This window comes from Paraburkholderia ferrariae NBRC 106233 (assembly GCF_000685035.1).
Taxonomy (GTDB): Bacteria; Pseudomonadota; Gammaproteobacteria; order Burkholderiales; family Burkholderiaceae; genus Paraburkholderia; species Paraburkholderia ferrariae.
Map to the genome: position 1 here is coordinate 75538 of NZ_BAYB01000008.1, position 25775 is coordinate 101312.

The window sequence follows — 25775 nt, forward strand, 5'->3', positions numbered from 1 at the left end:
CGATTCCGATGGAATGCCCGCTCTGTTGTCGGAACAATCGCGCAGACGCCCGCTTTTGCGATGCCTGCGGCGCGCGTCTTGCGGCGTCCGGGGAGGATCGGCAGGCCGAAACGTCGATCGTCGGCCGCGAAAGCGAACTCGCGGCGCTCGCCGGTTTGCTCGGACGAATGGCGGGCGGCCATGGCGCAATCGCCATGCTGGCCGGCGAGCCCGGCATCGGCAAGTCGCACACGGCACAGACCCTGGCCCGGCGCGCCGCCGGCGTGCGCGTGCTATGGGGGCGCTGCAACGAGGAGCCGGGCGCACCGCCCTATTGGCCGTGGCTGCAGATCATGCGGGTCTGGCTCGAAGGCCACGACGACGAGGCGTTGCGCGCCATGCTCGCCGCGGCCGCGCCCATTGCGGACGTTCTCCCCGAGATCAGGCGGCGGCTCGGCGATCAGGCACCGCTGCTGCCGACATCCGATCCGCTGCAGCAGCGCTTCCGGCTATTCGATGCCATTGCCGGCTTCTGGCGGTTCGCGGCGGCACGCGAGCCGCTGTTGCTGATCATCGACAATCTTCATTGGGCGGACGCGTCGTCGCTCCGCCTGCTCGAGTTTCTCGCGCCGGAGATCGGGGACAACCGCCTCCTGCTGCTCGCCACTTATCGCGACATCGAGTTGAACCGCCAGCATCCGCTATCGGTCACGCTCGGCGACCTGGCCCGCTACGGGCATTTCCACCGCTTGCGTCTTGCCGGGCTGACCCGCCGGGAAACCGAGGCGCTGATCGCCCAGTCGGGAGGCAAGGGCTTCGCGCCGGCGCTCCTCGACGCAATCTATGAGCAGACCGAAGGAAACCCCCTGTTCGTCGCCGAGACAACGCGGCTGCTCGTTCAGGAAGGCGTGCTCGGGCGCCGCACGCCTGCCCGGCTGGCGGAGCCGTGCGCGGCGCCGGGAATTCGCATTCCCGAAGGCGTGAAGGAAGTGATCGGGCGGCGTCTGAACCGCCTGTCGCCGATGGCCAATGTCGTGCTCGAACGCGCCGCCCTGATCGGCAGGACGTTCGATCTCCAGTTGCTGCAACGCGTGCTGGACGAACCACCCGCGAACGGCATCCAGAACACGATCGAGGAAGCCCTGCGGTCCCGCATCGTCGAACCGGAGGAGCGGCCGGGCTGGTTCCAGTTCTCGCACGCGGTGATCCGCGAGACGTTATATGACGAAATCGCGATACCGGCCCGCAGCGGGCTCCATCTACGCGTCGCACAGGCCATTGAAAGCCTGTATGCCGACGAAGCCGACCGGCACCTGCCCGCGCTCGCGCACCATTACACGCGCGCGCTGCCGGGCGCAGACGCCGCGCGCGCGGCCGATATCGCGCGCCGCGCCGCCGAACGCGCAGCCGGGCTGCTGGCGCACGAGGAAGCGGCTCGCTACTATCGCCTCGCGCTTCAGGCGGCAGGCATGACGAGTGCCTGCGATCCGGCTTCGAAGTGCCGGCTTCTCAACGCGCTCGGCGACTCGCTCACGTTCGCGGGCGAGTATCTGCAAGCGCGCGAAGCGTTCGAACAGGCCATGTCGCTGGCGCGCGAAGCAAAAGCGATCGACGAGATGACGCGCGCCGCGCTCGGCTTCGAGAGGGCCACCTGGGCGCCGGGGCTGCCGGGACAGACGGCGGCGCGGCTACTGCGCGAGGCGCTCGCCGCCCAGGACAGCGGCGACGGCACGATGAAGGCGCAGTTGCTCAGCTCGCTGGCGCGGGCGCTGATCTTCAGCGGCGAAGACGCCCAGGCCGAGATCGTGCACGAACAGGCGGTGGCGATGGCCCGGCGCAGCGGCGACACGGGAACACTCGTCTCGACGCTGGTCTCGACGCTCTCCACTCGCTGGCAGCCGGAGCGCAGTGCCGAACGGCTGCGGGATATCGAGGAGGCGCTCCGTCTGGCCGAAAGTTCGAACGACGTGCTGCGCGCACTCGACGCGCAGGCCTGGCAACTGTTCGAACTGATGGAACTGGGCGATCTTTCGACCTGGCGCGTGCGGCTGGAGCAATTCGAGCGCCGGGCCGCGGATTTGCGACAGCCGTTTGAAAGCTACGTGGCGGCCACGTCGCGCGCGACTTTCGCGCTGATGGAGGGCCGGTTCGACGACGCCGTGCCCCTGATCGAGCAGGCGCTGCAGATTGGCCGCCGCATGCCCGGGCTGGACGCGCCCGGCGTCTACGGCATGCAGATGTTCACGTTGCGCAGCGAGCAGGGGCGTCTGCGCGAGCTGGCGCCACTGGTGCGGGTCTTCGTGAACGCGACGCCCAAGACGGGCACGTGGCGCCCTGGCCTCGCGCTGCTCTACTCGGAGATTGGCCTGCTCGACGAGGCGCGCAGCGAGTTCGAGGAACTGGCAGCGGACCATTTCGCGATCGTCCGCCACGATGCCTTGCGGGCGGCGAGTCTCGCGTATCTGGCTCAGGTGTGCGCACGGCTCGACGACCAGGATCGCGCGGAGGCCCTCTACTCGATGCTGCTCCCGTATGAAGGCCGCAATCTGCTGATCGGGACTACGGTCGGATGTCTGGGCGCGGCGTCGTCGGTGCTCGGCTTGCTCGCGACGACACGGCACGCATGGTGCGACGCTCAGCGTCACTTCGAAGACGCGCTGGCAATGAACCTGCGGCAGGGAGCGGAGCCCGCCGCCGCGCGCACGCGCGTGCGCTACGCCGCAATGCGGCTTGCCCGCAACGGCGATGGCGACGTCGGCGCGGCGCGCGTGCTGCTCCAGGATGCACGTGCTGCGGCGCAGCGCATGGAGATGCGCGCGCTCGTCGAGCAGATCGACGGCATGCTGCACTCGACCGCGCACACGTCAAGTCCGGTCTGTCCGGCCGGGTTGAGCACGCGGGAAACCGAGGTGCTGTTATTGGTTTCGAGCGGGCTCGGAAATCGTGAGATCGCGAACCGGCTCTTCTTGAGTCCGAACACGGTGGCCAACCACATTCGGGCCATTCTGGCCAAGACCCATTCCGCCAATCGTACCGAGGCGGCTGCGTTTGCAATCCGCAACGGGTTGACGGAAAGATGAGGCAGGTGTTTTCTTCGGTGGCCGACGGTAGGAAGGCATGCCGCCGCTACAGCTTCTCGTTGCTCAACGCTGCCGCCAGATAATCGATCAGCAGCCGCGTGCGCTGCGGCATCGTTTTGGTCCGCGCCCAGATCGCGTTCAACGGCATCGACTCGATCGCGTAGTCGCCGAGCAATTGCTCCACGAGCCCTGCGTCCAGCCATTCCCGAATCTGCCAATGCGCCGCGACGCCAATTCCCAGACCGCTCGCGACGCCGGCGTTCACGCCGGCCACCTGATCGCTGTCGAAGCGACCCTGTACGCTCACGTCGATTCTGCTGCCGTCGCGTGCGGCAAAGCTCCAGCGCCCGGCATGGGCGACCCCGCTGCGGATCACGCAGTCGTGTCTCGCGAGATCCGCCGGATGAGCCGGACGCCCGCGTTCGGCCAGATAGCGCGGCGCCGCGAATACCACCCGGCGAACCGTGCCGATACGGCGCGCGACCAACCCCGAATCCGGTATTTCACCGATGCGAATCGTGACGTCGGCGCCGCTTTCGACCGGATCGACGAATGCCTCGGTGAGATCCAGCGAGAGCGCGAGTGAAGGATGGCGCTGCAGAAATTCGCCGGCCAGCGGTGCGATGTATTTCGGCCCAAATAGCGTGGGCGCATTGACGCGCAGGCGCCCCGTGAGCCGATGCGCCTCCTCCGCCAATTCCGTGCGCGCAAGTTCGAGCCCGGACAAGGCCGCCTTGACACGCTCGTAAAAGCGCATTCCGGCCTCACTCGGCACGCACGTTCGCGTGGTCCGCACAATCAGCGTCGTGCGGTGCGCCTGTTCGAGCAGTTGCAGCGACCGGCTCACCGTTTGCAGCGAGCGTCCGAGCCGGTGAGCCGCACGTGTCAGGCTGCCCTCTTCGACGACGCACACGAAGATTTCAAGCTCGCGCAATGCATCCATTCGCCGATTCTCCCATAATAATGGAGAATATATCCTGATTTTGCATGATTGTTGTTTAAGGAAGCGAGGGTAGTATCGGGACATCATCACTTCAAGGCGTAACCGATCACCATGCAAACGCCCGACATTCGATGTTCCCGTCTTCCCGCCGCGTCGCAGTCGGCGGTGCCCGTCGCATGGTTTGCCGTCATGGTCGCGGTGGCGGTATTGCCGCTCTACGCATCGCAAACATTGCTGGTTTCTCTGGATGCGTCGCTGCATCTCGGTTCAAAGGCAACCCTCATTACCGGCCTGACGATGCTCGGCTACGCGGTGGGCCTCGTCACACTCGTACCGCTGACCGATCGCTTTTCTAACCGGCCACTGATTGCCGCCACGCTGATCGCGCAGATCGTATGTCTGTTCGCCTCGGCAGTCGCGCCAGTCGCGTGGGTCTTTCTCGTGGCGACCTTCGCACTGGGCGTCACGGCGAGCGTCGTTCAGATGCTGGTGCCTGCCGCGGCGTCGCTCGCACCGGTCGCTTCGCGAGGCGCGGTGGTCGGCACTGTCATGAGCGGCCTGATGCTCGGCATCATGCTGTCGCGACCCATCGCGGCATTTGTTGGCGGCTTGCTCGGCTGGCGCGCGTTCTATGCCGGGGATGCGATGGTACTTGCGGCGGTTGCACTGGTTGTGCTGAAGCGCCTGCCCGACGTGCGGCCCGTCGGCACGCTGCCGTATCGGACGCTGCTCGCTTCGATGGCACAGATCGTCGCGCGCGAGCCGGTACTCCGTCGCAGGGCGCTCTATCAGGGCCTCTTGATGGCAGGATTCAATCTCTTCTGGAGCAGCGTCGCGATTGTGTTGTCACGCGCGCCGCTTCATCTCGACAGCTACGCCATCGCGATTTTTGCGCTGGCCGGCAGCGGAGGCGTGATAGGCGCGCCGCTCGCCGGGCGCGCCGCGGACCGCGGCCACGACGTGGGTGCTGCGATCGTCGCCCACGGGCTCGCTATCCTCGCCGTGTTGATTGCTGCCGCCAGCATCCATCAGGGCATACCGCGCACCGTGGCAGTCGTCATGCTTGCTCTCGCGGCACTTCTGATCGATAGCGGCGTCGTGGGGGATCAGGCCATTGGCCGTCGCGCGATCAATATGCTCACCCAGGAATCGCGAGGCCGGATCAATGGCCTGTTCACCGGTCTGTTTTTCGTCGGCAGTGCTGTTGGCGCCACACTCGCCGGGCCAGTGCTCGCCCGTTTCGGCTGGTTGGGCGTTTGCGCTGCGACGCTTTTCTTCTTTGCGGCGGCCACGCTGCTGCATCTCCGCGACACCATCCGCAAGGCCTGATCGATCACCCGATATTCCAGGGAGAACTAATATGTCCGATTCACACACCGGAATGCGTTACCGTAGCATCGCAGTTGACGGACTCGACATTTTCTATCGCGAGACCGGGCCGAAAGACGCGCCAGCCATTCTTCTGCTGCATGGCTTTCCTTCGTCGTCGCGCATGTACGCCACGCTCATGCCGCTGCTCGCCGACACGTACCGCCTCATTGCGCCGGACTATCCGGGCTTCGGCCATTCGAGCGCGCCGCCGCCCGATCAATTTACCTATACGTTCGATCATCTCGCGGACGTGATGGCACACTTTGTCGAAGCCCTTGAACTCAACGACTATGCGCTATTCGTGCAGGACTACGGTGGCCCGGTGGGATTGCGGCTGGCGCAGCGCTGGCCTGAGCGCGTGCGCGCATTGATCGTGCAGAACGCGGTCGCGCACGAAGAGGGGCTCGGACCACTATGGAATACGCGCAAGGCGTTCTGGAACGATCGCGCGGCGCACGAACCGGCGCTACGGGCCAACCTGCTTTCCTTCGAAGCGACGCGGCTGCGCCACGTGGGACGTAGCCCGAACCCCGAGCGCTACGATCCCGATAGCTGGACCGACGAATTTTCGTTCCTCTCCCGGCCCGGTCAGATCGACATTCAGACCGAACTCTTCTACGACTATCGAACCAATGTCGAGCGTTATCCCCAATGGCAGCGCTATCTGCGCGAACATCGGCCGCCGACGCTCGTGCTGTGGGGGCAATACGATCCCTCCTTCGAGGTGGCGGGCGCGCATGCCTATGGACGAGACATACCGGACGCGGAGATTCATCTGCTCGAAGGCGGTCATTTCGTTCTCGACGAAGCCTGCGACGAAGCCGCGGCGCTGACGAGGCGCTTTCTCGCGGCGCAACGGGAGCCCGCGTAAGACGCTAAACTTTGACACGCCAGCCCAGCGGTTCCATCAATTTGTTGCATCGACCGGTTGAATCCGCAGTCGGCTACGGCCGACCGCGTCGGACGGCAGCCAGTTCCGGTCACACGATCAGTGAGCGAAGATCGCCGACAATCGGGCCGGGGGGGTACTCCCGGTAGACTTCGGTTCTTGCCAATCTCGCGGCGACAACATGGACACCCAGCTTTGGATCATATGCGGGCTTACATTCGTAATCCATGTGATCGCGACGCTTGCGTATGCAGTTCGGATTGCGGGTGTTCGCACGCGCCGCATCGCCGTGTCATTTTCTCTATTCGGGATCATCGCCCTGGTTTCCCGGACGGCAAATTCCTTTCAGGGGCCATTCATAGCGAAGCGGGTTGAGCTCGATATCGCTCATCACATGGAGCAGGGTCTGCTCGGCGACTTTCGGCTTTTCCTGCTGACCGCTACTGTGGCAAGCACTGTCGGCGCGTTTCTAATTCCCACGTTCCAGCGTTATTTCAGCCGCGCTGTCGATCACTTTCAAGCAAATCGCTCGATCCCTCGCCTGCTACTCCATGTCTTCAGTCGCGAGGGCATCAGCTACATTCGGCTTGGAGCGCAGTTCCCTTCGCGACACAACGTCACCCAACTGGCAACTGGCGCAGGCGTTTCCTGGAAAGTTATAGGGCTGAACGTTATCGCGATGGCGATTTGGACGGTCGGTGTTTTCGCGTCACTTTATGCTGGATACCTGAAGCCCGACTTGCGAGTGACATGCGCGAACCTTTCATCCGTTATCAATGGCTTCGCGACCGTGGTATTGGCGGTCGTCATCGATCCGCAGGTTTCAGTGATGACGGACGATGTAATCGAAGGCCGGAACTCGGAAAATAGCTTTCGGCGCGCCATTACAACTCTCGCAGGCGCACGCGTTCTCGGGACGCTTTGTGCGCAGGCGGTGCTCGTTCCTGCGGCGTTAATGATTGTTCGCATCGCTGAACTCATTTAGCGCGGCGACCAATACTGGAAATCGCGAACGTCTCTCTCTCGCCGCACTGAACCACATGTGTCGGGCAGCACGCGGCCACTACCGGTCGTTCGACATCGACGCATGAATCGTCGACAATTAGGTTCATCGCCTTTATTGGCATCTGCCCGGCCATCCCTGTTGAGGGCGAAAAAACCTTAGAGGAGTCTTCTGTGGCATGCGCCCGATGCGATGATCTTTGCGTTCGGTATGCAATCAGGCACCCTCGCGAGCTACACAAAGCGATACAGATCGCAGCGGAGAACATTGCGGATAAAACGCTTGTAGAAGTGATTCCCGACAGCCCTTGCGTCTCCGTCTCATTTGACAAACTCGCGGCGGGTGCCGCATGGGACGACTACGTCGAGTACCATTTTCGCTGCCTGCATTGCAATGAAGCTTTTTGGTTGCGCGCGGAAACGTATCACGGTAGCGGTGGGTACTGGGAACCGAAAGACCCAGCATCGATACGCGACAACATCACCAACTAGCCGCGAACGGTGGCGGATTTGGTCGTTCGACGCCGTCACTCAGATCGTCGAAAATTGGTGTCTCCGACATCGGGATTACCTTCTACATCATGCGCAGATTACAGGCATCGCGGTTCTATATTGCGGGCGGCGCCGTCGCGGAGCCAGTCTTCATACTGGACGGTGCAGTCTCCGAGTGGCTCTTTGCGTCTGGATTCTGGAAGCGAATCAACAGCTCGTTGGGCACGATGTTCGACCAATTCGAAGAGGACGAGGCTGAGCCAACGGTTCTTTTGCAAATTGCGTCTGAGTTAGAGTTTTGCGTTCGGTCGCTTCACTCGCAGAGTGGAGACACGGTGTGTTTCGTTTGCGGTTGGTCCCCTAGTGGGGACGTCGGCACTGTTGAGGTTCAGCGGAAGGATCTTGTCTCGCAACTGGTCATGCTACGAAGCCTCCTTGCTTCGGCTGCTGCCAACAGGGAAGTTCTTGAATTCAGTCTTTGACTCCAGCCTGCTATCGAAATGGACGGGCCACAGCCACTATGTGCCGTTCGATACCCTGAGGTAAATTGTCGCCAGTTACTGTGCAAGGAGCACGACGCATGGATAGTAGGCTATTGCCCGTTGAACCGCTGTCGCAGGTTGTATTTATCCACGACTATTTCCAGCTCGTTTTTCAGGAAGAACGGTTCACCGTCTATAACAGGGCTGCAATTGCAGATGGAGAAAATGTAATCCGGCAAGGAAGCGTAGGCTTCTGCGACAAACTCGTTGAGTTCATAGGCCAGTCGGTGGTCGCTGTCACGCAAACAGATACTTATGTGCTTTGCCTTCGCTTTTCAGGTGGCGCGATGTTTCAGGTCGAGGCAGACCAGGATCCGTCGTGGCCAGAAGCCTTCGACTTCATCGGTAGAAGCCAATTCTGACACACCGAAATGAATCGCTGAGTCGCCCCGCTGAATGTCTGCTTTGAAGAGATGCAAGTGGCCGCAACGGGTCGGGAGTACTCACTGCCGACTGGCCGCTTCCGGGAGGCGAAATTCCACTGGCCGCTCTCAGGCGATGAATTTGAAGAACGGACTGACGCAACCCGACCCGTTGCGGCCGGTCATGCCATTGGAGACTCAACGGCAGCTAACGAAGTCAAGCCGACTTTCCATGCTGCCGCGCAGAAAAGTGCGTTGACGTCACGCACATTAGTTACGGCCGCCATTTGCCTTGATCACTTGACCGTTGACCCAGCCGCTTTCCGGGCTCGCAAGAAAAGAAACGATGTGTGCTATGTCCCCGGGCTCGCCTAACCGACCCAGCGGAATGTCAGCAACGATACGCTTGACGAATTCCTCCGAGCGCCCAGCAAAGAACAGTTCCGTAGCAATCGGGCCGGGTGCAACGGCATTGACCGTCACGCTGCGCGTGCCAAGCTCCTTGGCGAGAGTATGGGTCAGTGCCTCGATTGCGGCCTTGGTCGCAACATAAACGCCATGCGCAGGAAGATAGTTGCCGATGATACTCGTCGACAGGTTGATGATGCGTCCACCGTCGCGTACGCGCTTCGCGCCCTCCCGCATCCCATTGAACGCGCCGGTCAGATTCACTGCAATCAGTTGCTGGAAGTCCTCATCTGTCGTCTGTGCAAGTGGCGCGAGCTTGATGATGCCAGCGTTATTCACCAGCACGTCGACCGGACCGTACGCGGCCTGTGCCTGATCAAACAGCTCTTTGACCGCTGCCGAATCGGCTACATCGGCGCGAATTGCCTTCGCGCGACCGCCAGCCCGCTCGATAGCGGACACGACTTCCGCGGCCTCCGTCGCGCTGGATGCATAATTAACAATGGTGCAGAAACCATCCTGAGCGAGTCGCCTGGCCAGCGCCGCACCGATGCCTTTCGAGGCACCCGTGACGATCGCGGTACGTGTTTCGTTGGACATGTATCGCCTCCGCGCACCTTAATTCTTGAACGTGCCGCGATACTCGGGCGCAGCATCGGCACGCGTATTCAGTTCGAACATCACGCCGCCGGGCGCGCGGCAGAAGAAGCGGGAACCGCGGCCGTTGTTAAAGACCTCGGTCTCCATTTCGACGCCAGCGGCCTTGAAGCGTTCGTACAGGTCGCGGACATTATCGAGGCTCGGCAATTCGAACCCAGCGTGGAACGCCTTGGGCCATGCCGGAACGTCGTTGCTGACATGGTCGATCACGACGTCAAAGCCAGGCCGCTTCAGTATGTAGCACTGTTCCCATACACCCGAAACGGTAAAACCCAGGTATTGCTCGAAGAACTTCGCGGTAGCGGCCGTGTCGGCCGAGGGGAAGCTCAGATGGTTGAGCTTCATGTTTTTGGTCAGATGGTCCATCATCGGTCTCTCTTCAGATAGCTGCGGGCACCGTTGCCCGACGAGATTAGAATATAAGCAAAAGCTCATATTCAACAACTCGCATTGCTAGCCAACGACCGTGCGCGCGACGCCCACGTGCAGCCTGCGATCCGGGGAATGTGCAATAGGCAGACTGTCCCGATTGCTCACATTTCGTCCGCTCACGACCAATCTTTGCGGCTTCGCCAGACCCTCGCCAGATAGCCGAAAGCGGCCGCACGCACGCGATGCTCCAGATTTTGCAGATCCTGCTCTCCGCGTTCGCCAGCCGAATCCGTCAGCCCCTGAACAATCGCCAGTAAATCGGCCGCAGCCACTTCAGGATGTTCGAGTCGAGGGGCCACGCGTTTGACAACCGCTATGATCAACGCGTTGAGCCCTGTTTTCTCGATCTCGCCGCGCAGTGCAGGATTGCTCTCCTGCACATCAAGCAAGCGCGCCAGCATCGGGCGGTGGAGTTGCTGACGTACCGCTGCGCCGATCAGAAATTCGAGCGAAGCCTTACCGCTTCGCTGAGCAAGGGCGGCGGCCGCATCATCGTGGAAACGCTGCGTTTCTCGCCGGATCAGCGCGAGGGTTAGCGCCTCCTTGCCGGGAAAGTACTGGTATAGCGAGCCGATGCTGACGCCAGCACGCCGGGCGATCGCGTTCGTATTGAATCCTTCGATTCCATCGGCTTCCAGAACCTGGGCGGCGGCCTCGATGATGGATTCCACGGTTTCTTCTGCGCGAGCCTGGCGCGGCATTTTGCGCGGATGAATGGGTGTTGGGCGTGGAGACTGGGTCATGTGTATGCCATTGCGCAGGATATTCCTGATGGGCTTATACACTGCGGCTTAAGCGATGTCGATCAACGGCGAAGCCGATTCGACCTATGCCTAAAGTCCGTTGTTAGAGCAAAATCAGACGTTTAAACGTCGCAGTTGTCTCTCCGGCGACCGTCTCATGCTGGCCGATTGGGTGAGGTCGCCAACGGCCGCTTAGTGGTACTCCAGTTTGCTAAATCTGAATTTGACTGATTGACCGGTTTGGAGAAAATTGTCTGACCGGAGTGGGTCTGCAACCGCCTCCAGAGAAACGAGCCCCCCAAAAAATCCCCCTTGACAATCTACCTTCCAGTAGATAAAGTCAATCTCATGGAAACGAAATCGACCGTCCGCGAGCAGATCCTCGACCACGCCATCACGTTGATGATGCTGCGCGGCTACAACGGATTCAGCTATCGCGACCTCTCCGAACTGGTGGGCGTGAAAACGTCGAGCATCCACTACTATTTCCCGTCGAAGGACGATCTGGTGCTCGAAGCGGTGCACCAGTACAGCGGCGAAGTCATGGCCGGCCTGAAGGCGATCGACGCCAGCCAGCCCGCCGAGGCAAAGCTTGCCGTCTACACGAAGCTGTTCGGCAAAACCCTGGGCGACGGCAACCAGATCTGCCTGTGCGGCATGCTGGCCGCCGACATCGAGTCGCTGCCCGAGGTTATCCGCGAGGCCATCCAGGCCTTTTTCCGCGCCAACGAAAGCTGGCTGGCGAAAGTGCTGGCCGAGGGCGCGGCGCAAGGCACGCTCGTGGTGAACGGCAGCCCGGAAAGCGCGGCACGCACGCTCTTCGCGGCGCTGCAGGGCAGCGTCGTGGCGAGCCGGCTGTTCCATACGAGGTCGCGCCTCGAAGACGTGAGCGCGATGTGGATGAAGGCGGCAGCCTGATCGCCGCAGAAGTTTCGCAGCAAGGCGGGTTACCGCCTTTTTTGAGGATGTTATATCTATCTTCTAATAGATAGCATTAGAGTCGGCGCAGGAAATAGCAGAAAGCACGACGACTCGCGAGTTTCACGCCGGGCGACTACTCTTCACGAGAGGGTGCCGCCGTACCGGCGAAGCCGCGCCGCTCGTGGCAAGAAGTCCCCGAAGAAGTCCGCACGACCCATGCTTTACCCGGCATTACCAGGCCCCAGCCAGGACCAGGCAGGACCCAGGCAGAATCACCCAGGATTGCCCATGCGACCGGATTCGATCTGCATGGCTAACGAATTTTTCACGCCGTACACCTTGGCCGTATCACCCAACCGGAGTTTGTCATGTCGATCGAAAAAGTTCTCTACACCGCCCACGCTCACGTCACCGGGGGCCGCGACGGCCGCGCCGTTGTGCCCGCAAGCAATCTCGACCTCAAGTTGACCACGCCGCGCGAACTGGGCGGTGCGGGCGGCGACGGCACGAACCCCGAGCAGCTTTTCGCAGCGGGCTACAGTGCGTGCTTCATCGGCGCGATGAAGTTCGTCGCGGCGCGCGACAAGATTGCTTTCCCGGCCGACGCCGCCGTGGACGGCAGCGTGGGCATCGGCCAGATCCCGAATGGTTTCGGCATTGAAGTCGAACTGAAGATCTCGCTGCCGGGCCTCGAGCGCGCCGCCGCGGAAGACCTCGTGAAGAAGGCCCACGTCGTGTGCCCGTATTCGAACGCGACGCGCGGCAATATCGACGTGACGCTGACCGTGGTCTAAAAACGGCTGCGTCGCTGTTGCACCGACAAGCACACCACAGACGGCCCGCTCACATTGCGGGCCGTCTGCTTTTCGGCTCGACCGTGAGCGAGGCTACGCCGACGCGGCATCTCGCGCGAGGCCGGCCATCAGACCGCTCGCGCGCTGCACTTTCGCGTTCACCGCACGCTCCAGGACCGAGCGGCCCTCGGGCACCGCGAGCGTGAAAAACGCGCGCGCGCGCGTGATGCCGGTGTACACGAGTTCGCGCGTGAGGATGGGGCTCCACGTGTCGGGCAGCACGAGCGCCGCGTGCATAAACTCCGAGCCCTGCGATTTGTGCACGGTCAGCGCGAACACCGTCTCCACCCCCTGCAGCCGGCTTGGCGAGACCCACTTCACGCCGCCCGATCCGTCGCCGGCGGGGAACGCCACGCGCAGCACGGGCGGCTCGCCCGCCTCCACCGGCAACGCCAGCGCGATGCCGATGTCGCCGTTCATCAGCCCCAGGTCGTAGTCGTTGTGCGTGACGAGCACGGGGCGCCCCGCATACCAGTCGCCGCGCGGATCGATGAGGTTCTCCGTATGCAGCAGATGCGCAATGCGCCGGTTCAATCCCTCGACGCCCCACGGCCCGCGCCGCAGCGCACACAGCAACTGGAATTCGCCATGCGCCTTCAGCACGCCCGCCGCCCACTGCGCGAGCGCTTCGGGCGAGGCGCCGGGTGCCGGCTGCGAATCGCGCATCGTCTCCAGGTAGTGCCGATAACCGCGACGCACAGCGCCCTGCTTCAGATGAGCGGCCGTATCGTCCCCGCCCGCGATGCCGTCCACAATCAACGCGCGCCAGGGCGCATCGTCGGCGGTCGAGCAGGCCAGCCGGGCAAGATCGCCGTAGCCGCGCGTCCAGATCTTCGCGACGCTCACCGCATCGCCCGCGTTGACGAGGTCGGCCAGCGCGCCGATGCCGCTATCGGCAGCAAAACGATGGCTCTCGCGCAGCATCGCCACGGCCTGGTCGAGCGGCAGGCCGCGGGCGTCGAGCATGGCCGCTTCGATGCGCTCGCCGGTCGCGGCTTCGAGCCACGCGCGCGTGGCTTCCGTATAGTGGCCTTCGCGCGCGCGGTCGCACAACTCGCCAAGCACGGCGCCCGCCTCCACCGAAGCGAGCTGGTCCTTGTCGCCGAGCAGGATGAGGCGAGCGTTGGGCGGCAAGGCATCGAGCACGGCGGCCATCATCTCCAGATCGACCATCGAGGCTTCGTCGATCACGAGCACGTCGATGGGCAGCGGATTGGCGGCATCGTGGCGAAAGCGCCGGCTGCCGGGCCGCGTGCCCAGCACGCGGTGCAGGGTCGCGACGACCCTGGGAATCGCGGCACGCAGCGCCTCGCCTTGCGGCAGCATGCCGAACGGCAGCCGGTCCACCGCGCCCGCTATCGATTCGTTGAGCCGCGCGGCCGCCTTGCCCGTGGGGGCCGCCAGGCGAATGCGCAACGGCCGCGCGCCCGCCTGGCCCAACGCCAGCGTCTGCAGCAGCGCGAGCAGCTTCACGACCGTCGTGGTCTTGCCCGTGCCGGGGCCGCCCGTGACGATGCTGAAGGCGCTGCGGGCCGCGAGCGCGCACGCAAGCTTCTGCCAGTCGGCACGCGAAGATGGCCGTGCCTCCTGCACATCGCGCGCGCCATCGTTTGAGCCAAACAGTGCGTCGAGTGCCGCACGTGCCGCGTCGGCCGGCAATGCCGCTTCGCGTTGCGCGCTGCGCGCGAGCCGCATTTCGATGCCCACGCGCACGTCCTGTTCGTACTGCCAATAGCGCCGCAGATAGAGGCGCGAATCGGCCAGCACGAGCGGCGTATTGCCGGCCGCCGAGCCCACCACGCCGGGCACGTCGAGCGCCGCGCGCCATTGTTCGAGCGTCACGCCCGCCAGCACCTCGGCAGGCGAAGGCGGCGGCTCGGCCGTGACCGGCTGCGGGCCGTCGGGCGGCAGCGAAAGCGCAAACGCGGGATCGTGCAGCGTTGCCTGCAGATCGAGACACACATGGCCGCGGCCAAGCTGATGGCTGGCCAGGCCAGCCGCCAGCAGGAGCAGCGGTGAGGATTCCTCTGCTTCGGTCCAGAGAAAGCGGGCAAATGCGGCGTCGAGCGTGCGCAGCCAGCCGCGCTCCACCCAGCGGTCCAGCACGGCCAGCATTTGCGCAGCCGATTCGCGCGCCGCGTAGGTCTTGCCCGTGCCGTTCGACACAGGCGGCGGCGCCGGCGGCATGACCGCTTCGAGTTCGAGTTGCGCGAACAGGTCGCCGGTGAGGCCGTCCGTGTCCTTCGTGCGTCGCTTCGTCATGCCACATCCTCTAGCGCGTCGTGTTGCGCGAAGAGCGCATCGAGCCGTTCGATCAGTTCCCGCGGCGGCCGCTCGAAGTGCAGCCCCTGCCCCGGCGCATGGATGCCGCGCAGGAACAGGTACACCGCGCCGCCCACGTGGCGGTCGTAGTCGTAATCGGGCAAGCGGGCCTTCAGCAGCCGGTGCAGCGCGAACAGATAAAGCACGTACTGCAGTTCGTAGCGCGAGTGCAGAATCTGCGCGCGCATCTTTTCGGCGGTGTAGGCAGCGTCGTCGGGGCCCAGCCAGTTCGACTTGTAGTCGGCCACGTAGTAGCGGCCCTCGTGCTCGAACACGAGATCCATGAAGCCCTTGAGCATGCCGTTCAGGCGCGTGGCGTCGAGCGCGGGTCGCGCCGCGCCGTCGAGCGTCATGGCGGTCACGAGTGCGTCGAGTTCGAGCGTATCCACGCGGTGCGCCGCGACCCAGAACTCCATTTCGGCCATATAGGCGCCGAGTTTTTCGAAAGCGGCCGGCGGCACGCTCGCGCCCGCATGCGGCGGCAGGCGAAGCGGCAGCCTCACGAGATCGAGCAGCCATTGCGTAAGCGGCTCGACCCAGTGCGACCAGCCGCGCACGCTGCAGCGGCGCGCCACCATGTCGCGCACTCGTTCGGGGTCCTGCGCGATTGCGGCGAACCCTTCGTTGGCGGCCCACTCCATCAGGTCGTGCAGGAAGCTGCCTGCGTCCGCGCCGCGTTCGAAGCCGTGCATCGTCGCGCCCGCGGGCGCGATGCTCTGCGCGCCATCGTCCTCGTCTTCGTCTTCGCGCGGCGTGCTCGCGTCGAGCAGTTCGAGGAATACGTCTTCGCCGGGCGTATCGGGTGCGGGGCGCGTGCCGTCCGCGCTGTCCGCGCCCAGCGTGGCAGCCGCACCGGGCGCCGCCTCCACGGTCTTCAGGCTCGAATAGCTCGCAACCCACCAGCGCTCGCGTTCGCGATACGGGAATACGCGCGCCGGACCGCGCGCCGTTTTCGGCCCGCGCATCGCAAACACCTCGCGCGCGGGCGGCGGCACCGGCGCGACTTCGATATCGCGGCAATCGCCGCGCAACGCTTCGAGCCGCGCTTCGCTCTCTTCGGCCGGCAGGGGCGCCCCGCCGCCCGCCAGATAGCCGATGGCGCTCGACTCCACGCCGGCCAGCGGCGCGTACCCGATCCAGGTTGCGTAGCAGGCCCGCGTGAGCGCAACGTAGAGCTTGCGCAGGTCTTCGCCCAGCCGCTCGCGGTCAGCCTGATGCAGCACCTGCGCATCGGCTTCGAGCGTCACGCGCAGATTGCCCGCTTCGTCGTGCCACTTGAAGGGCACGTCGTCGGGCTTGACCGCACGATACGCGCACGCAAACGGCAAGAACACGAGCGGATATTCGAGACCCTTCGACTTGTGGATCGTCACCACCTGCACGAGCGCCGCGTCGCTTTCCAGCCGTAGCTGGCGCGCGTCGCCGCCTCCGCCGGCGCTCTCGTCCTCGCGCTGTTCGTCGAGATAGCGGATCAGCGCGTGTTCGCCGTCGAGCTGCGTGCTCGCCTGTTGCAGCAGTTCGGCCAGATGCAGCAAATTCGTGAGCGCGCGCTCGCCGCCCGCGCCCTCATACGATTCGCGCCCCGCGCCCAACAGCCGCTGCGGCACGTGGAAGTCGTTGAAAAGACGCCGCAGCATCGGCAGAACGCCCTTCCTGCGCCAGTAGTCGCGATAGCCGCGGAACTGCAGCACGCGCGCTTCCCACGCGATCTCGTCGCGGCCCAGCGCGTCGAGTTCGTCCCAGCCGAGGCCCAGCACCGGGCTCGCGAGCGCCGTGCGCACGAGGCGCCCGTCGTCGGGTTCGGCGCACGCGGCGAGCCAGTAGCGCAGCTCCGCGGCCTCGGGCGTCTGGTACACGGAATCGCGATCGGAGAGATAGACGCTGCGCACGCCGCGCGCGGCGAGCGCCCCGCGAATGGCGCGCGCCTCGTCGCGATTATTCACGAGCACCGCCATATCGGAGGGTTGCAGCGCTCGGCTTCCTCGCTCGCCTTCGAAGGCAGCCTCCCCCGCCTGCCCGAGATTGAGCAGGCGCGCCATTTCGGTCGCGCAGCTTTCGGCCATGGCCGCGAAGTACGCGGTCTTGCTGAGCGGCTTGCCGTCTTCCGCAGGCGGCAGCCACCACACGGTCAGCGCCGGCAGTTCGACGCCATGGGCCACGAGCTTGTCCGGCAGGCCCTTCGCATCGGCGGGCACGAAGGGCAGCGCATTCGCACTTTCCTCCGTACTGCGAAACAAAAACGCACCGCTCCCTTCGCGGCGCTGCTCGGCGGCATCGAAGCACCGATTGACGGCCGCCACCATTGCACGCGTCGAACGGAAGTTCTTCTTGAGCGTGTAAAGACGCCCCTCGCATGCGCGCCGCGCCCGCAGGTAGGTATAGATATCGGCGCCGCGAAACGCGTAGATGGCCTGCTTCGGATCGCCGATCAGGATGATCGCCGTCGCCGGGTCGCAAGCCTCGATGCGATAGACCCGGTCGAAAATCTCGTACTGCACCGGGTCCGTGTCCTGGAACTCGTCGATCAGCGCCACCGGGTACTGCTTGCGGATGATGTCGGCCAGGCGCGGGCCGTTCTCCTTCTTCAGCGCCGCGAGAAGGCGCGTGAGGAGATCGTCGAAGCCCATCTGCGAGCGGCGCGCCTCTTCTTCTTCGAAGCGCCGCGCCACCCAGCGCGCGGCATGGCACAGCACGTCCTGGCGCGCCTCGGGCTGCGAACCGAGCGCCTCGCGCAGTGTTTCCATGGCGACGAAAGCCGGATGCACGGGCGGCTCGCTACCGGCTTTCCAGATTTCCATGAGGCCCGCGGGCGTGAGCCGCGTCCACACGGCGGCCTTCTCGTCGAAACCCGGATGCGCGATTTCGGGTTCGTTCGCCCACGCGCGCAGCTTGTCGAGCCAGCCCTCGCAGTTACGCGTGTTCAGCTTGCGGGCATCGAACTGGTTCTTAGCGCGCGCTACATCGAGCAACGCCTTCACCTCGTCGATCCAGACGCGCCACGGAGCCTTGAGCGCTTCGAGCGCTTCCCTTGCCTGCGTGCGGGCGTCGAGCAGCGCCACCACGGGCTCCGGCGCATCGGGCAACAGGTCCGCATGGCCCAGCAGGCCGCGGATAGCCGTATGCAGCGCGTCGGGGCTCGCGAACCACGTGCGCACCTCTTGTGCGCACTGCGCATCGAGCGGCGCCATGAAAGTGCGCCAGTAATCGCGCACCACCTCCGCGCGCAATTCGGTCTGGTCGGTTTCGAGCGTTTGCGAAAACAGGCTGTCGCTATCGAACGCGTGCTCGCTCAGCATGCGGTTGCACCAGCCGTGGATGGTCGAAACCGCCGCCTCGTCCATCCACTCGGCCGCCAGTTGCAGGCGCCGCGCACAGGCGGCCCACTGTTCCGGCGGATAGTCTTCGCGCAGGTCGTACAGCAGATCGCCGGCCGCCGCGGGAGGCCGCAGATCGTCGGGATCGGCGCGAAACACCTCCGCGGCTTCGGCCAGGCGCGTGCGGATGCGCTCGCGCAACTCTTTCGTAGCCGCATCCGTAAACGTGACGACGAGAATTTCGGGCGGCGTATAGGCGCGCATGCCCTCTCCTTCGTCGTCCTCCCCCGCGTGGCCGAGCACGAGGCGCACGTAGAGCATGGCGATCGTGAAGGTCTTGCCGGTGCCCGCGCTCGCCTCGATCAGGCGGCTGCCGTGCAGCGGAAAACGCAGCGGCTCGAGGTCCTGCACCTCGGCGGCGATATCGTGAGCCGGCGTCATGCGGTCTCTCCAGCGGGGGTCTGCGCACTCTCGCGCTTCGCGCGCGAGCCGGCCAGCGGCGCGCGCTGCACGGGCAGCAGCAGCGAGGTCGCAAGCGCGATGAATTCGTCGTGGGCGATCAGCGCGTCGAAGTCAGGAAACGCGCGGCGCAGATACGGATTCGTCTCGCACTCGCCCGGCGCGCGAACGGCGCCTTCGTAAGCGGTGCGGGCCGCGTCCCACGCTTCGGGCGGCACCGAAGCGCGGCTGCCGTCGAACGTTTCCGGCAGCCTGCGCAGCCATGCGAATGCCGTTTTGACCGCGAGCGGCAACGGCCGGCGCGCACCCTCGCCAAAAGCGCGCACGAGCGTCGCGAGATAGTCGCGCGCCACCTCCGGCGCGACCGGCGCGAACTCGGCCACACCCACCTTGCTCACGATGACGGTGGTCACCTCGCCCGCCGCAAGCTGTGCGGCCACGTGCGCCACCCAGTACGCAACGAGCCGGTCGCCGCGATACTTGTTGTCCTTCACGAGCGTGCCGGCGTCGAGCATCACGCGGCCGCGCGACCCGTCCGGCCCCGCGCGCAGATCGTCGATCCAGTCCGTCAACGCGAGGCCCGCCAGGTCGCCCGGCGCCGCATCGAGACGCACTTCATATTGATGTTCGAGCACCTGCGGCCAGCGTGCGAGCGCCTTGCGGTATTCCGCGAAAAGCTCGTCCATGGGCGCGAGCAGTTCCGCGCCAATCACTTCGCCAAAGCCGCCCGCCGCCAGGTCGCCGCCGCGATGCATGCGTTCGAGCCGCGCGAGCGCCGCGGGCTGGAGATCGTCCTCGCCGCGCTCCATCGCCGCGATCTGCGCGCGGATCAACTCGCCCTGCAAACGCCACGCCTCCAGCGCATCCACTTCGAACGGCTCGTGATTCTCGCTCGCCGCATCCGCTGTTTCGAACGCCACGCGCAGACGCTGCCGGAAAAAGCTGCGCACGGGATCGCGCAGAAACTCGGCCAGTTCCGCGATCGTGAGCGGTTCGTCGCGCTCGGGCGGCGCGAGCGCCGTCACCGTCGCGGCGGCAACCGGCGCCGTGCGGCTCCATTCGTGCGCGTAGGTGTAGAGCCGCGCAGGCTGCCCTTGCGGCGGAAAATAATCGGCGCTGAACGGCTGCAAACGGTGCTCGATTGTCAGCGCGTCGAGCAGCGCGCCGCGCTGCCCTTCCGGCGCCCCTGCGAGCCGCCAGCCGGCTTCGAGATGATCGCGCAGTTGCGCCACCAGCACCGAAGGCGGCCGCTCCGTGTTGTCGGTCACGCTGCGCCCGATCCACGAAATATGCAGATGGTCGCGCGCCGAAAGCAGCGCCTCCAGAAACAGATAGCGGTCGTCTTCGCGGCGCGAGCGGTCGCCCGGACGATAATCGCGGCGCATCAGGTCGAAGTCGAGCGGCGTGCGGCTGCGCGGATAGTCGCCGTCGTTCATGCCGAGCAGGCTCACGTGGCGAAACGGAATGGCGCGCATCGGCATGAGCGTCGCGAAGGTCACCGCGCCCGCAAAGAAGCGCTGCTGCAGGCCGCCGCCTTCCAGTTCGCCCAGCCAGTTTTCGGCGACGATCGCGAGCGGCAGCGGGTCGGTGAGTGCGGCCTCGTCGCACGCGTCGCGCCAGGTTTCGAGCGCGGTATCGAGGCGTTCCAATGTGTAGGCATCCTCTCCATCGCCCGCGTCGAAGAAGGTGGTCTTCAGCGCGCGCAGGCGCTCGCACCACACCGCCACCGTGGCCGGTTCGCGCAGCGTCTTCCAGGCGGCGTCGAGCGCATCCACGAGGCGCGTGAGCGGACCGAGCAGCGCGGCGTCGAGGCCGCCGATCTCCGCGTATGGCTCGATGCCGCGCCAGGCGCCCGCGCGGTCGCCCGCCGCATAGCCGAGCAGCATGCGCCGCAAGCCGAAGGCCCAGCTATTGGGCGCGCCGGGTTCGCCGGCCTGCGGCAGCCCCAGGCTCGCGCGCTGTTCGGCATGCAGACCCCAGCGGATATTCGCCCCGTCGATCCAGTTGTGCAGCACCGGCAAGTCCTCGACGTCGATCCCAAAGCGCGCGCGCACCGCCGGCACTTCGAGCAGATCGAGCACGTCGCTCACGGTCACGCGCGAAAACGGCAGCGAAAGCAGCATTTCCAGCGCGCCGATCAGCGGATCGAACGCACGCTGCGCGCGGTCGGCAATGCTGAACGGGATGGTGCGCGGATCGTCGGCGTCGAAGAGGCCGAACACGGCCTGAATGTGCGGCGTATAGACCTCGATGTCGGGCACCATCACGATCACGTCGCGCGGGCGCAGCGTGGGGTCGGCGGCGAACGCGGCGAGCAGCCGGTCGTGCAGGATCTCCACCTCGCGCTGCGCGCTGTGCGCCACGTGAAAGCGGATCGATTCGTCGCGCTCCGGATCGACTTCGTCCCACTGCGTTTGCGTCTCGTCGAGCGGGCGCAGATCGCGGATATCGTCCTGCAGTTGCGCGAGCAGCGTGAGCGCATCGTCGCCGTCGAACAGATCGATGCGCTGGCCGATGCGGGTGAAGTGCGGCGCGTAGCTCTCGCGCGCCTCGTCGCTGTCGTATTCGTCGAGCAGGCCGATGAAGTCGCGGCCCTGCTTGCCCCATGCCGCGAGCAAGGGCTGCGCGTGCAGATGCAGGAGCGAGTCGTCCAGCACGGCCGGTGCATTCGGGCGGCGCCGCTGGCGCGCATGGCGCGCGCGCAGCAGATCCTGGTCGGCCACGATGTCGGCCCAGTAGTGCATGCACGGGTTGTGCACGCACATCAGCACCTGGGTCCAGCGCGCGAGCGCCGCGAGCACTTCCACCGACTGGCGCGGCAGGCTCGAAATGCCGAACACCACGATGCGGCGCGGCAGCCCCTTCGGCCTCGCATCGCCCTCGCGCCAGTGCTGCGCGACCTGCATGAAGGCCTCGTGCACGGCCGCGCGGCCCGTTTCGCGCGCATCCACGCTGCCTTCGTCATGCGCGCCCACGTCGTCGAGCAGCGCGCGCCACAGCGCCGCCTGCCAGCGTGCGTCGTCGGGCAGCGGCGTGCGCTGGTTGCGCGCGTCGATCACCACGTCTTCGTTCGCCGCCCACGCGGCCAGCCAGTCCGCGCGATAGACCTGGTACTGGTCGAACAGATCGGCCACGCGCTGCGCGAGCTGAAAGCGCTTTTTCTGATCGTCGTCGCGCGCCATGAAGCGCTTGAGCGGCTCGTAGCCGGGCTCGTCGAGCAACGCGGGCAACATGCGCATGAGGCGCCACGTGAGGCGCGACTTGTCGAACGGGGAAACGGCCGGCACCGCCTCGGGGCCGAGCACCGCGCGATAGACCTGCCAGAGAAACCGCGAAGGCAGCGACATTTCGAGCGCCGCGGCAATGCCGCAGCCGCCCTCTTCGGGATCGGCGGCAAACGCGAGCTTGAGCCATTGCGCGATGCCGTTGCTCTGCACCAGCATCACTTCTTTTTCGAGCGGCCCGACGGGGTTCTCGCGAATCCACTGCACGATCAGGTCGCGCAGACGCTCCGGCTGGTTGCCGTGAGCGAGCATGAGGCCGGTGGGAAGGTCGCGGGCGGTCAAGCGGACCTCCGGCGCGGCGCGAGGAGGACTAGACGAGAAAACGAGTAAGTGGGAAGTGCAACCATGCGGCGTGTTCGTGCGCTGTGACCAGATCGTCTCGACATGCTTGTAAGCCGGGATTTCAAGCCGATTTCGATGCCTGCGGGAAGGCACCGCGGGAAAACGCTGCGGGAACACAGGGTGCCGCGCCCGCCAGCGCTATCGCCACAGCCATCCTGCCCAGGTCATTATGGCATAGGCCACGAACACGCCCGAAACGCCGGGGCTTTCAGGGGCTAAAGCCCTCCCGGCGTGGCCGTTATCCCTATCGGAACGATGCGGAAGTCGTGCGATCCGTCCTGTGTCGCCGAAGGACACCCGAGAGCTGACGAACAGAACGGAACGCTCCACTCCCGTCGTGCTGCCTTTGTGGCGCGTGGCCGCCGCGCACGGTCCTTACTCGATCCGCAACCCCGTCTGCGGGTCGAAGAAGTGCAGCCGCGCGCCCGGCAACTGCACCGGAATCCGCTCGCCGCGCGCGGGCCGCTGCTCGTGCGGCAGGCGCACCACCACGTCGTTGCTGCCCCAGCGCCCGTGCACGAGGTTGTCCGCGCCCAGCAGTTCGCAGGTCTCCACTTCCAGCGTGGCCGTACCGGCCAGGCCGCCCGCGTGCATATGCTCGGGCCGCACGCCCAGCACGCATTCGCGGCCCTTCGGCACCGCCACTTCAAAACCCTGCACGGGCAGCGGCAGATGCGGCCCGTTGCCGGCCGGCTCGAAACGGCTGCCGTCCTCGCTCACGCGCCCGCGCAGCAGATTCATCGCGGGCGAGCCGATAAAGCTCGCCACGAACATCGTGGCCGGCCGCTCGTACACCTCGACCGGCGTACCGATCTGCTCCGCGCGCCCGCCGTTGAGCACCATCACGCGCTGCGCGAGCGTCATCGCCTCGATCTGGTCGTGCGTGACGTAGAGGCTCGTGGTGGACAGACGCGCGTGCAGCCGCTGGATTTCGAGGCGCATCTGCACGCGCAGCTTCGCGTCCAGGTTCGAAAGCGGTTCGTCGAACAGAAACACCGACGGCTCGCGCACGATCGCGCGCCCCATCGCCACGCGCTGGCGCTGGCCGCCGGAAAGCTCGCGCGGCTTGCGTTCGAGCAGCTTGCCCAGTTCGAGGATTTGGGCCGCAGCCGCCACGCGCGCGTCGATCAGGTGCTTGTCGAGCCCCTGCAGCTTGAGGCTGTAGCCCATGTTGCGCGCCACGCTCATGTGCGGATAGAGCGCGTAGTTCTGGAACACCATCGCAATGTCGCGGTCCTTGGGTTCCATGCGGTTGACCACCTTGCCGCCAATCGCGATCTCGCCCGAGGTGATGCTCTCGAGACCCGCCACCATGCGCAGCAGCGTCGATTTCCCGCAGCCCGAAGGGCCCACGAGCACGAGGAACTCGCCGTCCTGCACGTCCACGTCGATGCCGTGCAGCACCTGCTGGCCGCCGTCGTACGACTTCGTCACCCCGCGTATGGTCAGCGCCGCCATGCCGTGTTCCCCTCAGTGTTCACGTTCGTCCTGCTCTTCATCGAGATCCCCGCCACCCGCTGGCGTGCCGCAAGGCGCGCCGTGCCGCAAAACGGCCCGTTAAAAGAATTCGCGTTCATTTTTCGACGTCCACGAGACCGCGCACGAACCAGCGCTGCATGGCGAGCACCACCACGAGCGGCGGCAGCATCGCAATCATCGTCGCGCACATCACGAGGTGCCACTGCGTGGCCGCGTCGCCGCTCGCGATCATGCCTTTGATCCCCACCACGGAGGTCGTCATCGAAGCCGTGCTCGAAATGAGGATCGGCCAGAGGTACTGATTCCAGCCGTAGATGAACGTGATGACGAAAAGCGAAGCGATGTTGGTCTTCGAGAGCGGCAGCACCACGTCCCAGAAGAAACGCAGCGGCCCCGCACCGTCGATGCGCGCGGCTTCGACGAGTTCGTTGGGCAGCGTGAGGAAGAACTGGCGGAACAGGAAGGTGGCCGTGGCCGAGGCGATCAGCGGCAGCGTGAGGCCCGTATACGTGTTCGTGAGATGCAGCGTGGCCACCACCTGCACCGTCGGGAAGATGCGCACTTCGACGGGCAGCATGAGCGTCGCGAAGATCAGCCAGAACGACAGCTTGCGAAACGGAAAGCGGAAAAACACGATCGCATAGACCGAGAGAATCGAAATCGCGATCTTGCCCACCGCGATCACCAGCGCCGTAATCACGCTGTTCATGAGCATCTGCCCGAACGGGCTCGCGGCGTTGCCCGTGCCCACGTTCCAGATGCGCGCCGCGTTCTCGAAGAGGTGCGTGCCCGGCACGAGCGAGAGCGGCACCGTGAAGACCTCCTGCTCGTTCATGGTCGCGGCGCAAAACGCAACATAGACCGGAAAGGCCACCACCGCCACGCCGAGTATGAGCATGGCGTGGCAGAACAGGTTGAAGTACTTGCGATTCTCGATCATCAGTACTGCACCTTTCGCTCGATGAAGCGGAACTGGAAGACCGTGAGACCCGTCACGATCAGCATGAGCACCACGGACTGGGCGCCGGAGCTGCCGATGTCGAGGCCGCGAAAGCCTTCGTCGAAGATCTTGTAGACGAGCGTGCGCGTCGCCTGGCCGGGGCCGCCGCCCGTGGCCGCGTCGATCACCGGGAAGGTGTCGAAGAGCGCGTAGACCACGTTCACCACCAGCAAAAAGAAGCTCGTGGGCGACAGCAGCGGGAACGCAATGCCGAAGAAGCGCCGCACCGGTCCCGCGCCGTCGATGGCGGCGGCCTCGAAGAGCGACTGCGGAATCGACTGCAGGCCCGCGTAGAAGAACAGGAAGTTGTAGCTGATCTGCTTCCACACCGAAGCCATCACCACGAGCGCCATGGCCTGGCCGGGGTTGAGCGCGTGATTCCACGTCACGCCCACGCGCGCGAGCGCAAAGGTCACGAGCCCGATGCTCGGGTTGAACAGGAAGCCCCACAGCACCGCGGCGATCACCGGCGCGACGGCATACGGCCAGATGAGCAGCGTCTGATAGAGGCGCTTGCCGCGCGTGACGTGATGCGCCATGGCGGCGAGCAGCAGCGATATCGCCAGCCCGCTGAAGGCGACGAGCACGCTGAACACGACCGTGGTCTTGATCGAGTCGAGGTAGAGCGGGTCGTGAAAGAGCCGCGCGAAGTTCGCGAAGCCGACGAATTCCGTCGAGGTGCCGAACGCGTCCTGCGCCTGGGTGGACTGCAGCAGCGCCACGCCGGCGGGCCACAGGAAGAAGATCGCGGTCACGGCAAGCTGCGGACCGACGAGCAGGTACGGCAGCAGGCCCGGCCCGAAACGGGAGCGTTGTTCCATGACGTCAGCCCTCCTTGTGCGAGCCGCACGGGCACACGACGAATCGGCCGCCAACGGGCGGTGTGGCTTTCGACAT

General features: G+C 65.1%; 17 protein-coding genes. 7 read left to right on the forward strand and 10 right to left on the reverse strand.

Features of this window, described 5'->3' with window-relative positions:
• Positions 1-8: 8 nt before the first annotated feature.
• Positions 9-3059: a helix-turn-helix transcriptional regulator gene (locus BFE01S_RS09170; protein ID WP_028225226.1), complete on the forward strand. Its 3051-nt coding sequence runs from the start codon at positions 9-11 to the stop codon at positions 3057-3059.
• Positions 3060-3105: 46 nt separating this feature from the next.
• Here BFE01S_RS09170 and BFE01S_RS09175 read toward each other — a convergent pair whose 3' ends face one another.
• The gene (locus tag BFE01S_RS09175) at positions 3106-4089 is read right to left on the reverse strand and encodes a LysR family transcriptional regulator (RefSeq protein WP_245621069.1); all 984 of its coding nucleotides are present in this window, start codon (positions 4087-4089) and stop codon (positions 3106-3108) included.
• 102 nt (positions 4090-4191) lie between these two features.
• Between BFE01S_RS09175 and BFE01S_RS38025 the strand changes: the two genes are divergently transcribed.
• From BFE01S_RS38025 to BFE01S_RS09200, 4 genes are all read left to right on the forward strand, one after another.
• A complete protein-coding gene (locus tag BFE01S_RS38025; protein ID WP_169742611.1) occupies positions 4192-5331 on the forward strand; it encodes an MFS transporter in 1140 nt (379 codons plus the stop codon).
• Between the two features lie 31 nt (positions 5332-5362).
• Complete coding sequence (locus BFE01S_RS09185; protein ID WP_028225228.1) at positions 5363-6244, forward strand: alpha/beta fold hydrolase; 882 nt, start codon at positions 5363-5365, stop codon at positions 6242-6244.
• A 199-nt stretch (positions 6245-6443) separates the two neighbouring features.
• Positions 6444-7247 (forward strand): lipid II flippase Amj family protein, encoded by an 804-nt coding sequence (locus tag BFE01S_RS09190; protein WP_028225229.1) that lies wholly within the window; start codon positions 6444-6446, stop codon positions 7245-7247.
• Between the two features lie 1089 nt (positions 7248-8336).
• Entirely contained in the window at positions 8337-8660 is a 324-nt protein-coding gene (locus tag BFE01S_RS09200; protein WP_028225231.1) for a hypothetical protein, read from the forward strand.
• Between the two features lie 270 nt (positions 8661-8930).
• Here BFE01S_RS09200 and BFE01S_RS09205 read toward each other — a convergent pair whose 3' ends face one another.
• The 3 genes from BFE01S_RS09205 to BFE01S_RS09215 form a co-directional block, all read right to left on the reverse strand.
• The gene (locus BFE01S_RS09205) at positions 8931-9668 is read right to left on the reverse strand and encodes an SDR family oxidoreductase (protein ID WP_028225232.1); all 738 of its coding nucleotides are present in this window, start codon (positions 9666-9668) and stop codon (positions 8931-8933) included.
• Between the two features lie 18 nt (positions 9669-9686).
• A complete protein-coding gene (locus BFE01S_RS09210) occupies positions 9687-10094 on the reverse strand; it encodes a VOC family protein (RefSeq protein ID WP_028225233.1) in 408 nt (135 codons plus the stop codon).
• Between the two features lie 182 nt (positions 10095-10276).
• Positions 10277-10903 (reverse strand): TetR/AcrR family transcriptional regulator, encoded by a 627-nt coding sequence (locus BFE01S_RS09215; protein ID WP_028225234.1) that lies wholly within the window; start codon positions 10901-10903, stop codon positions 10277-10279.
• Positions 10904-11251: 348 nt separating this feature from the next.
• On the opposite strand from BFE01S_RS09215, the gene BFE01S_RS09220 reads away from it, so the two are divergent.
• The gene (locus BFE01S_RS09220; protein ID WP_028225235.1) at positions 11252-11821 is read left to right on the forward strand and encodes a TetR/AcrR family transcriptional regulator; all 570 of its coding nucleotides are present in this window, start codon (positions 11252-11254) and stop codon (positions 11819-11821) included.
• A 371-nt stretch (positions 11822-12192) separates the two neighbouring features.
• The gene (locus BFE01S_RS09225; RefSeq protein ID WP_028225236.1) at positions 12193-12618 is read left to right on the forward strand and encodes an organic hydroperoxide resistance protein; all 426 of its coding nucleotides are present in this window, start codon (positions 12193-12195) and stop codon (positions 12616-12618) included.
• Positions 12619-12711: 93 nt separating this feature from the next.
• Here BFE01S_RS09225 and recD read toward each other — a convergent pair whose 3' ends face one another.
• The 6 genes from recD to ugpA all read right to left on the reverse strand — a co-directional run bounded on the left by recD (position 12712) and on the right by ugpA (position 25699).
• Positions 12712-14940, reverse strand: coding sequence for an exodeoxyribonuclease V subunit alpha (recD, locus tag BFE01S_RS09230; RefSeq protein WP_245621070.1), 2229 nt, complete (start codon positions 14938-14940; stop codon positions 12712-12714).
• A complete protein-coding gene (gene recB / locus BFE01S_RS38030; RefSeq protein WP_042337392.1) occupies positions 14937-18755 on the reverse strand; it encodes an exodeoxyribonuclease V subunit beta in 3819 nt (1272 codons plus the stop codon). The genes recD and recB overlap by 4 nt, the downstream gene beginning before the upstream one ends.
• The gene (recC, locus tag BFE01S_RS38035) at positions 18752-22339 is read right to left on the reverse strand and encodes an exodeoxyribonuclease V subunit gamma (protein ID WP_063834409.1); all 3588 of its coding nucleotides are present in this window, start codon (positions 22337-22339) and stop codon (positions 18752-18754) included. Before recC ends, recB begins: the two co-directional genes overlap by 4 nt.
• A gap of 435 nt (positions 22340-22774) precedes the next feature.
• Positions 22775-23857: a sn-glycerol-3-phosphate import ATP-binding protein UgpC gene (locus tag BFE01S_RS09245; protein WP_028225238.1), complete on the reverse strand. Its 1083-nt coding sequence runs from the start codon at positions 23855-23857 to the stop codon at positions 22775-22777.
• A 115-nt stretch (positions 23858-23972) separates the two neighbouring features.
• Complete coding sequence (gene ugpE / locus BFE01S_RS09250) at positions 23973-24818, reverse strand: sn-glycerol-3-phosphate ABC transporter permease UgpE (protein WP_028225239.1); 846 nt, start codon at positions 24816-24818, stop codon at positions 23973-23975.
• Entirely contained in the window at positions 24818-25699 is an 882-nt protein-coding gene (gene ugpA, locus BFE01S_RS09255; RefSeq protein ID WP_028225240.1) for a sn-glycerol-3-phosphate ABC transporter permease UgpA, read from the reverse strand. Before ugpA ends, ugpE begins: the two co-directional genes overlap by 1 nt.
• Between the last annotated feature and the right edge of the window lie 76 nt (positions 25700-25775).

Coding starts and splice junctions, on each gene's coding strand:
- recB (WP_042337392.1), bottom strand. CDS start 18,755: ATGACGCCGGCTCACGATATCGCCGCCGAGGTGCAGGACCTCGAGCCG.
- BFE01S_RS09200 (WP_028225231.1), top strand. CDS start 8,337: ATGGATAGTAGGCTATTGCCCGTTGAACCGCTGTCGCAGGTTGTATTT.
- recD (WP_245621070.1), bottom strand. CDS start 14,940: ATGACGAAGCGACGCACGAAGGACACGGACGGCCTCACCGGCGACCTG.
- BFE01S_RS09175 (WP_245621069.1), bottom strand. CDS start 4,089: ATGATGTCCCGATACTACCCTCGCTTCCTTAAACAACAATCATGCAAA.
- BFE01S_RS09190 (WP_028225229.1), top strand. CDS start 6,444: ATGGACACCCAGCTTTGGATCATATGCGGGCTTACATTCGTAATCCAT.
- BFE01S_RS09225 (WP_028225236.1), top strand. CDS start 12,193: ATGTCGATCGAAAAAGTTCTCTACACCGCCCACGCTCACGTCACCGGG.
- BFE01S_RS09215 (WP_028225234.1), bottom strand. CDS start 10,903: ATGACCCAGTCTCCACGCCCAACACCCATTCATCCGCGCAAAATGCCG.
- BFE01S_RS09170 (WP_028225226.1), top strand. CDS start 9: ATGGAATGCCCGCTCTGTTGTCGGAACAATCGCGCAGACGCCCGCTTT.
- ugpA (WP_028225240.1), bottom strand. CDS start 25,699: ATGGAACAACGCTCCCGTTTCGGGCCGGGCCTGCTGCCGTACCTGCTC.
- BFE01S_RS09205 (WP_028225232.1), bottom strand. CDS start 9,668: ATGTCCAACGAAACACGTACCGCGATCGTCACGGGTGCCTCGAAAGGC.
- BFE01S_RS09245 (WP_028225238.1), bottom strand. CDS start 23,857: ATGGCGGCGCTGACCATACGCGGGGTGACGAAGTCGTACGACGGCGGC.
- BFE01S_RS09210 (WP_028225233.1), bottom strand. CDS start 10,094: ATGGACCATCTGACCAAAAACATGAAGCTCAACCATCTGAGCTTCCCC.
- ugpE (WP_028225239.1), bottom strand. CDS start 24,818: ATGATCGAGAATCGCAAGTACTTCAACCTGTTCTGCCACGCCATGCTC.
- BFE01S_RS09185 (WP_028225228.1), top strand. CDS start 5,363: ATGTCCGATTCACACACCGGAATGCGTTACCGTAGCATCGCAGTTGAC.
- BFE01S_RS09220 (WP_028225235.1), top strand. CDS start 11,252: ATGGAAACGAAATCGACCGTCCGCGAGCAGATCCTCGACCACGCCATC.
- BFE01S_RS38025 (WP_169742611.1), top strand. CDS start 4,192: ATGGTCGCGGTGGCGGTATTGCCGCTCTACGCATCGCAAACATTGCTG.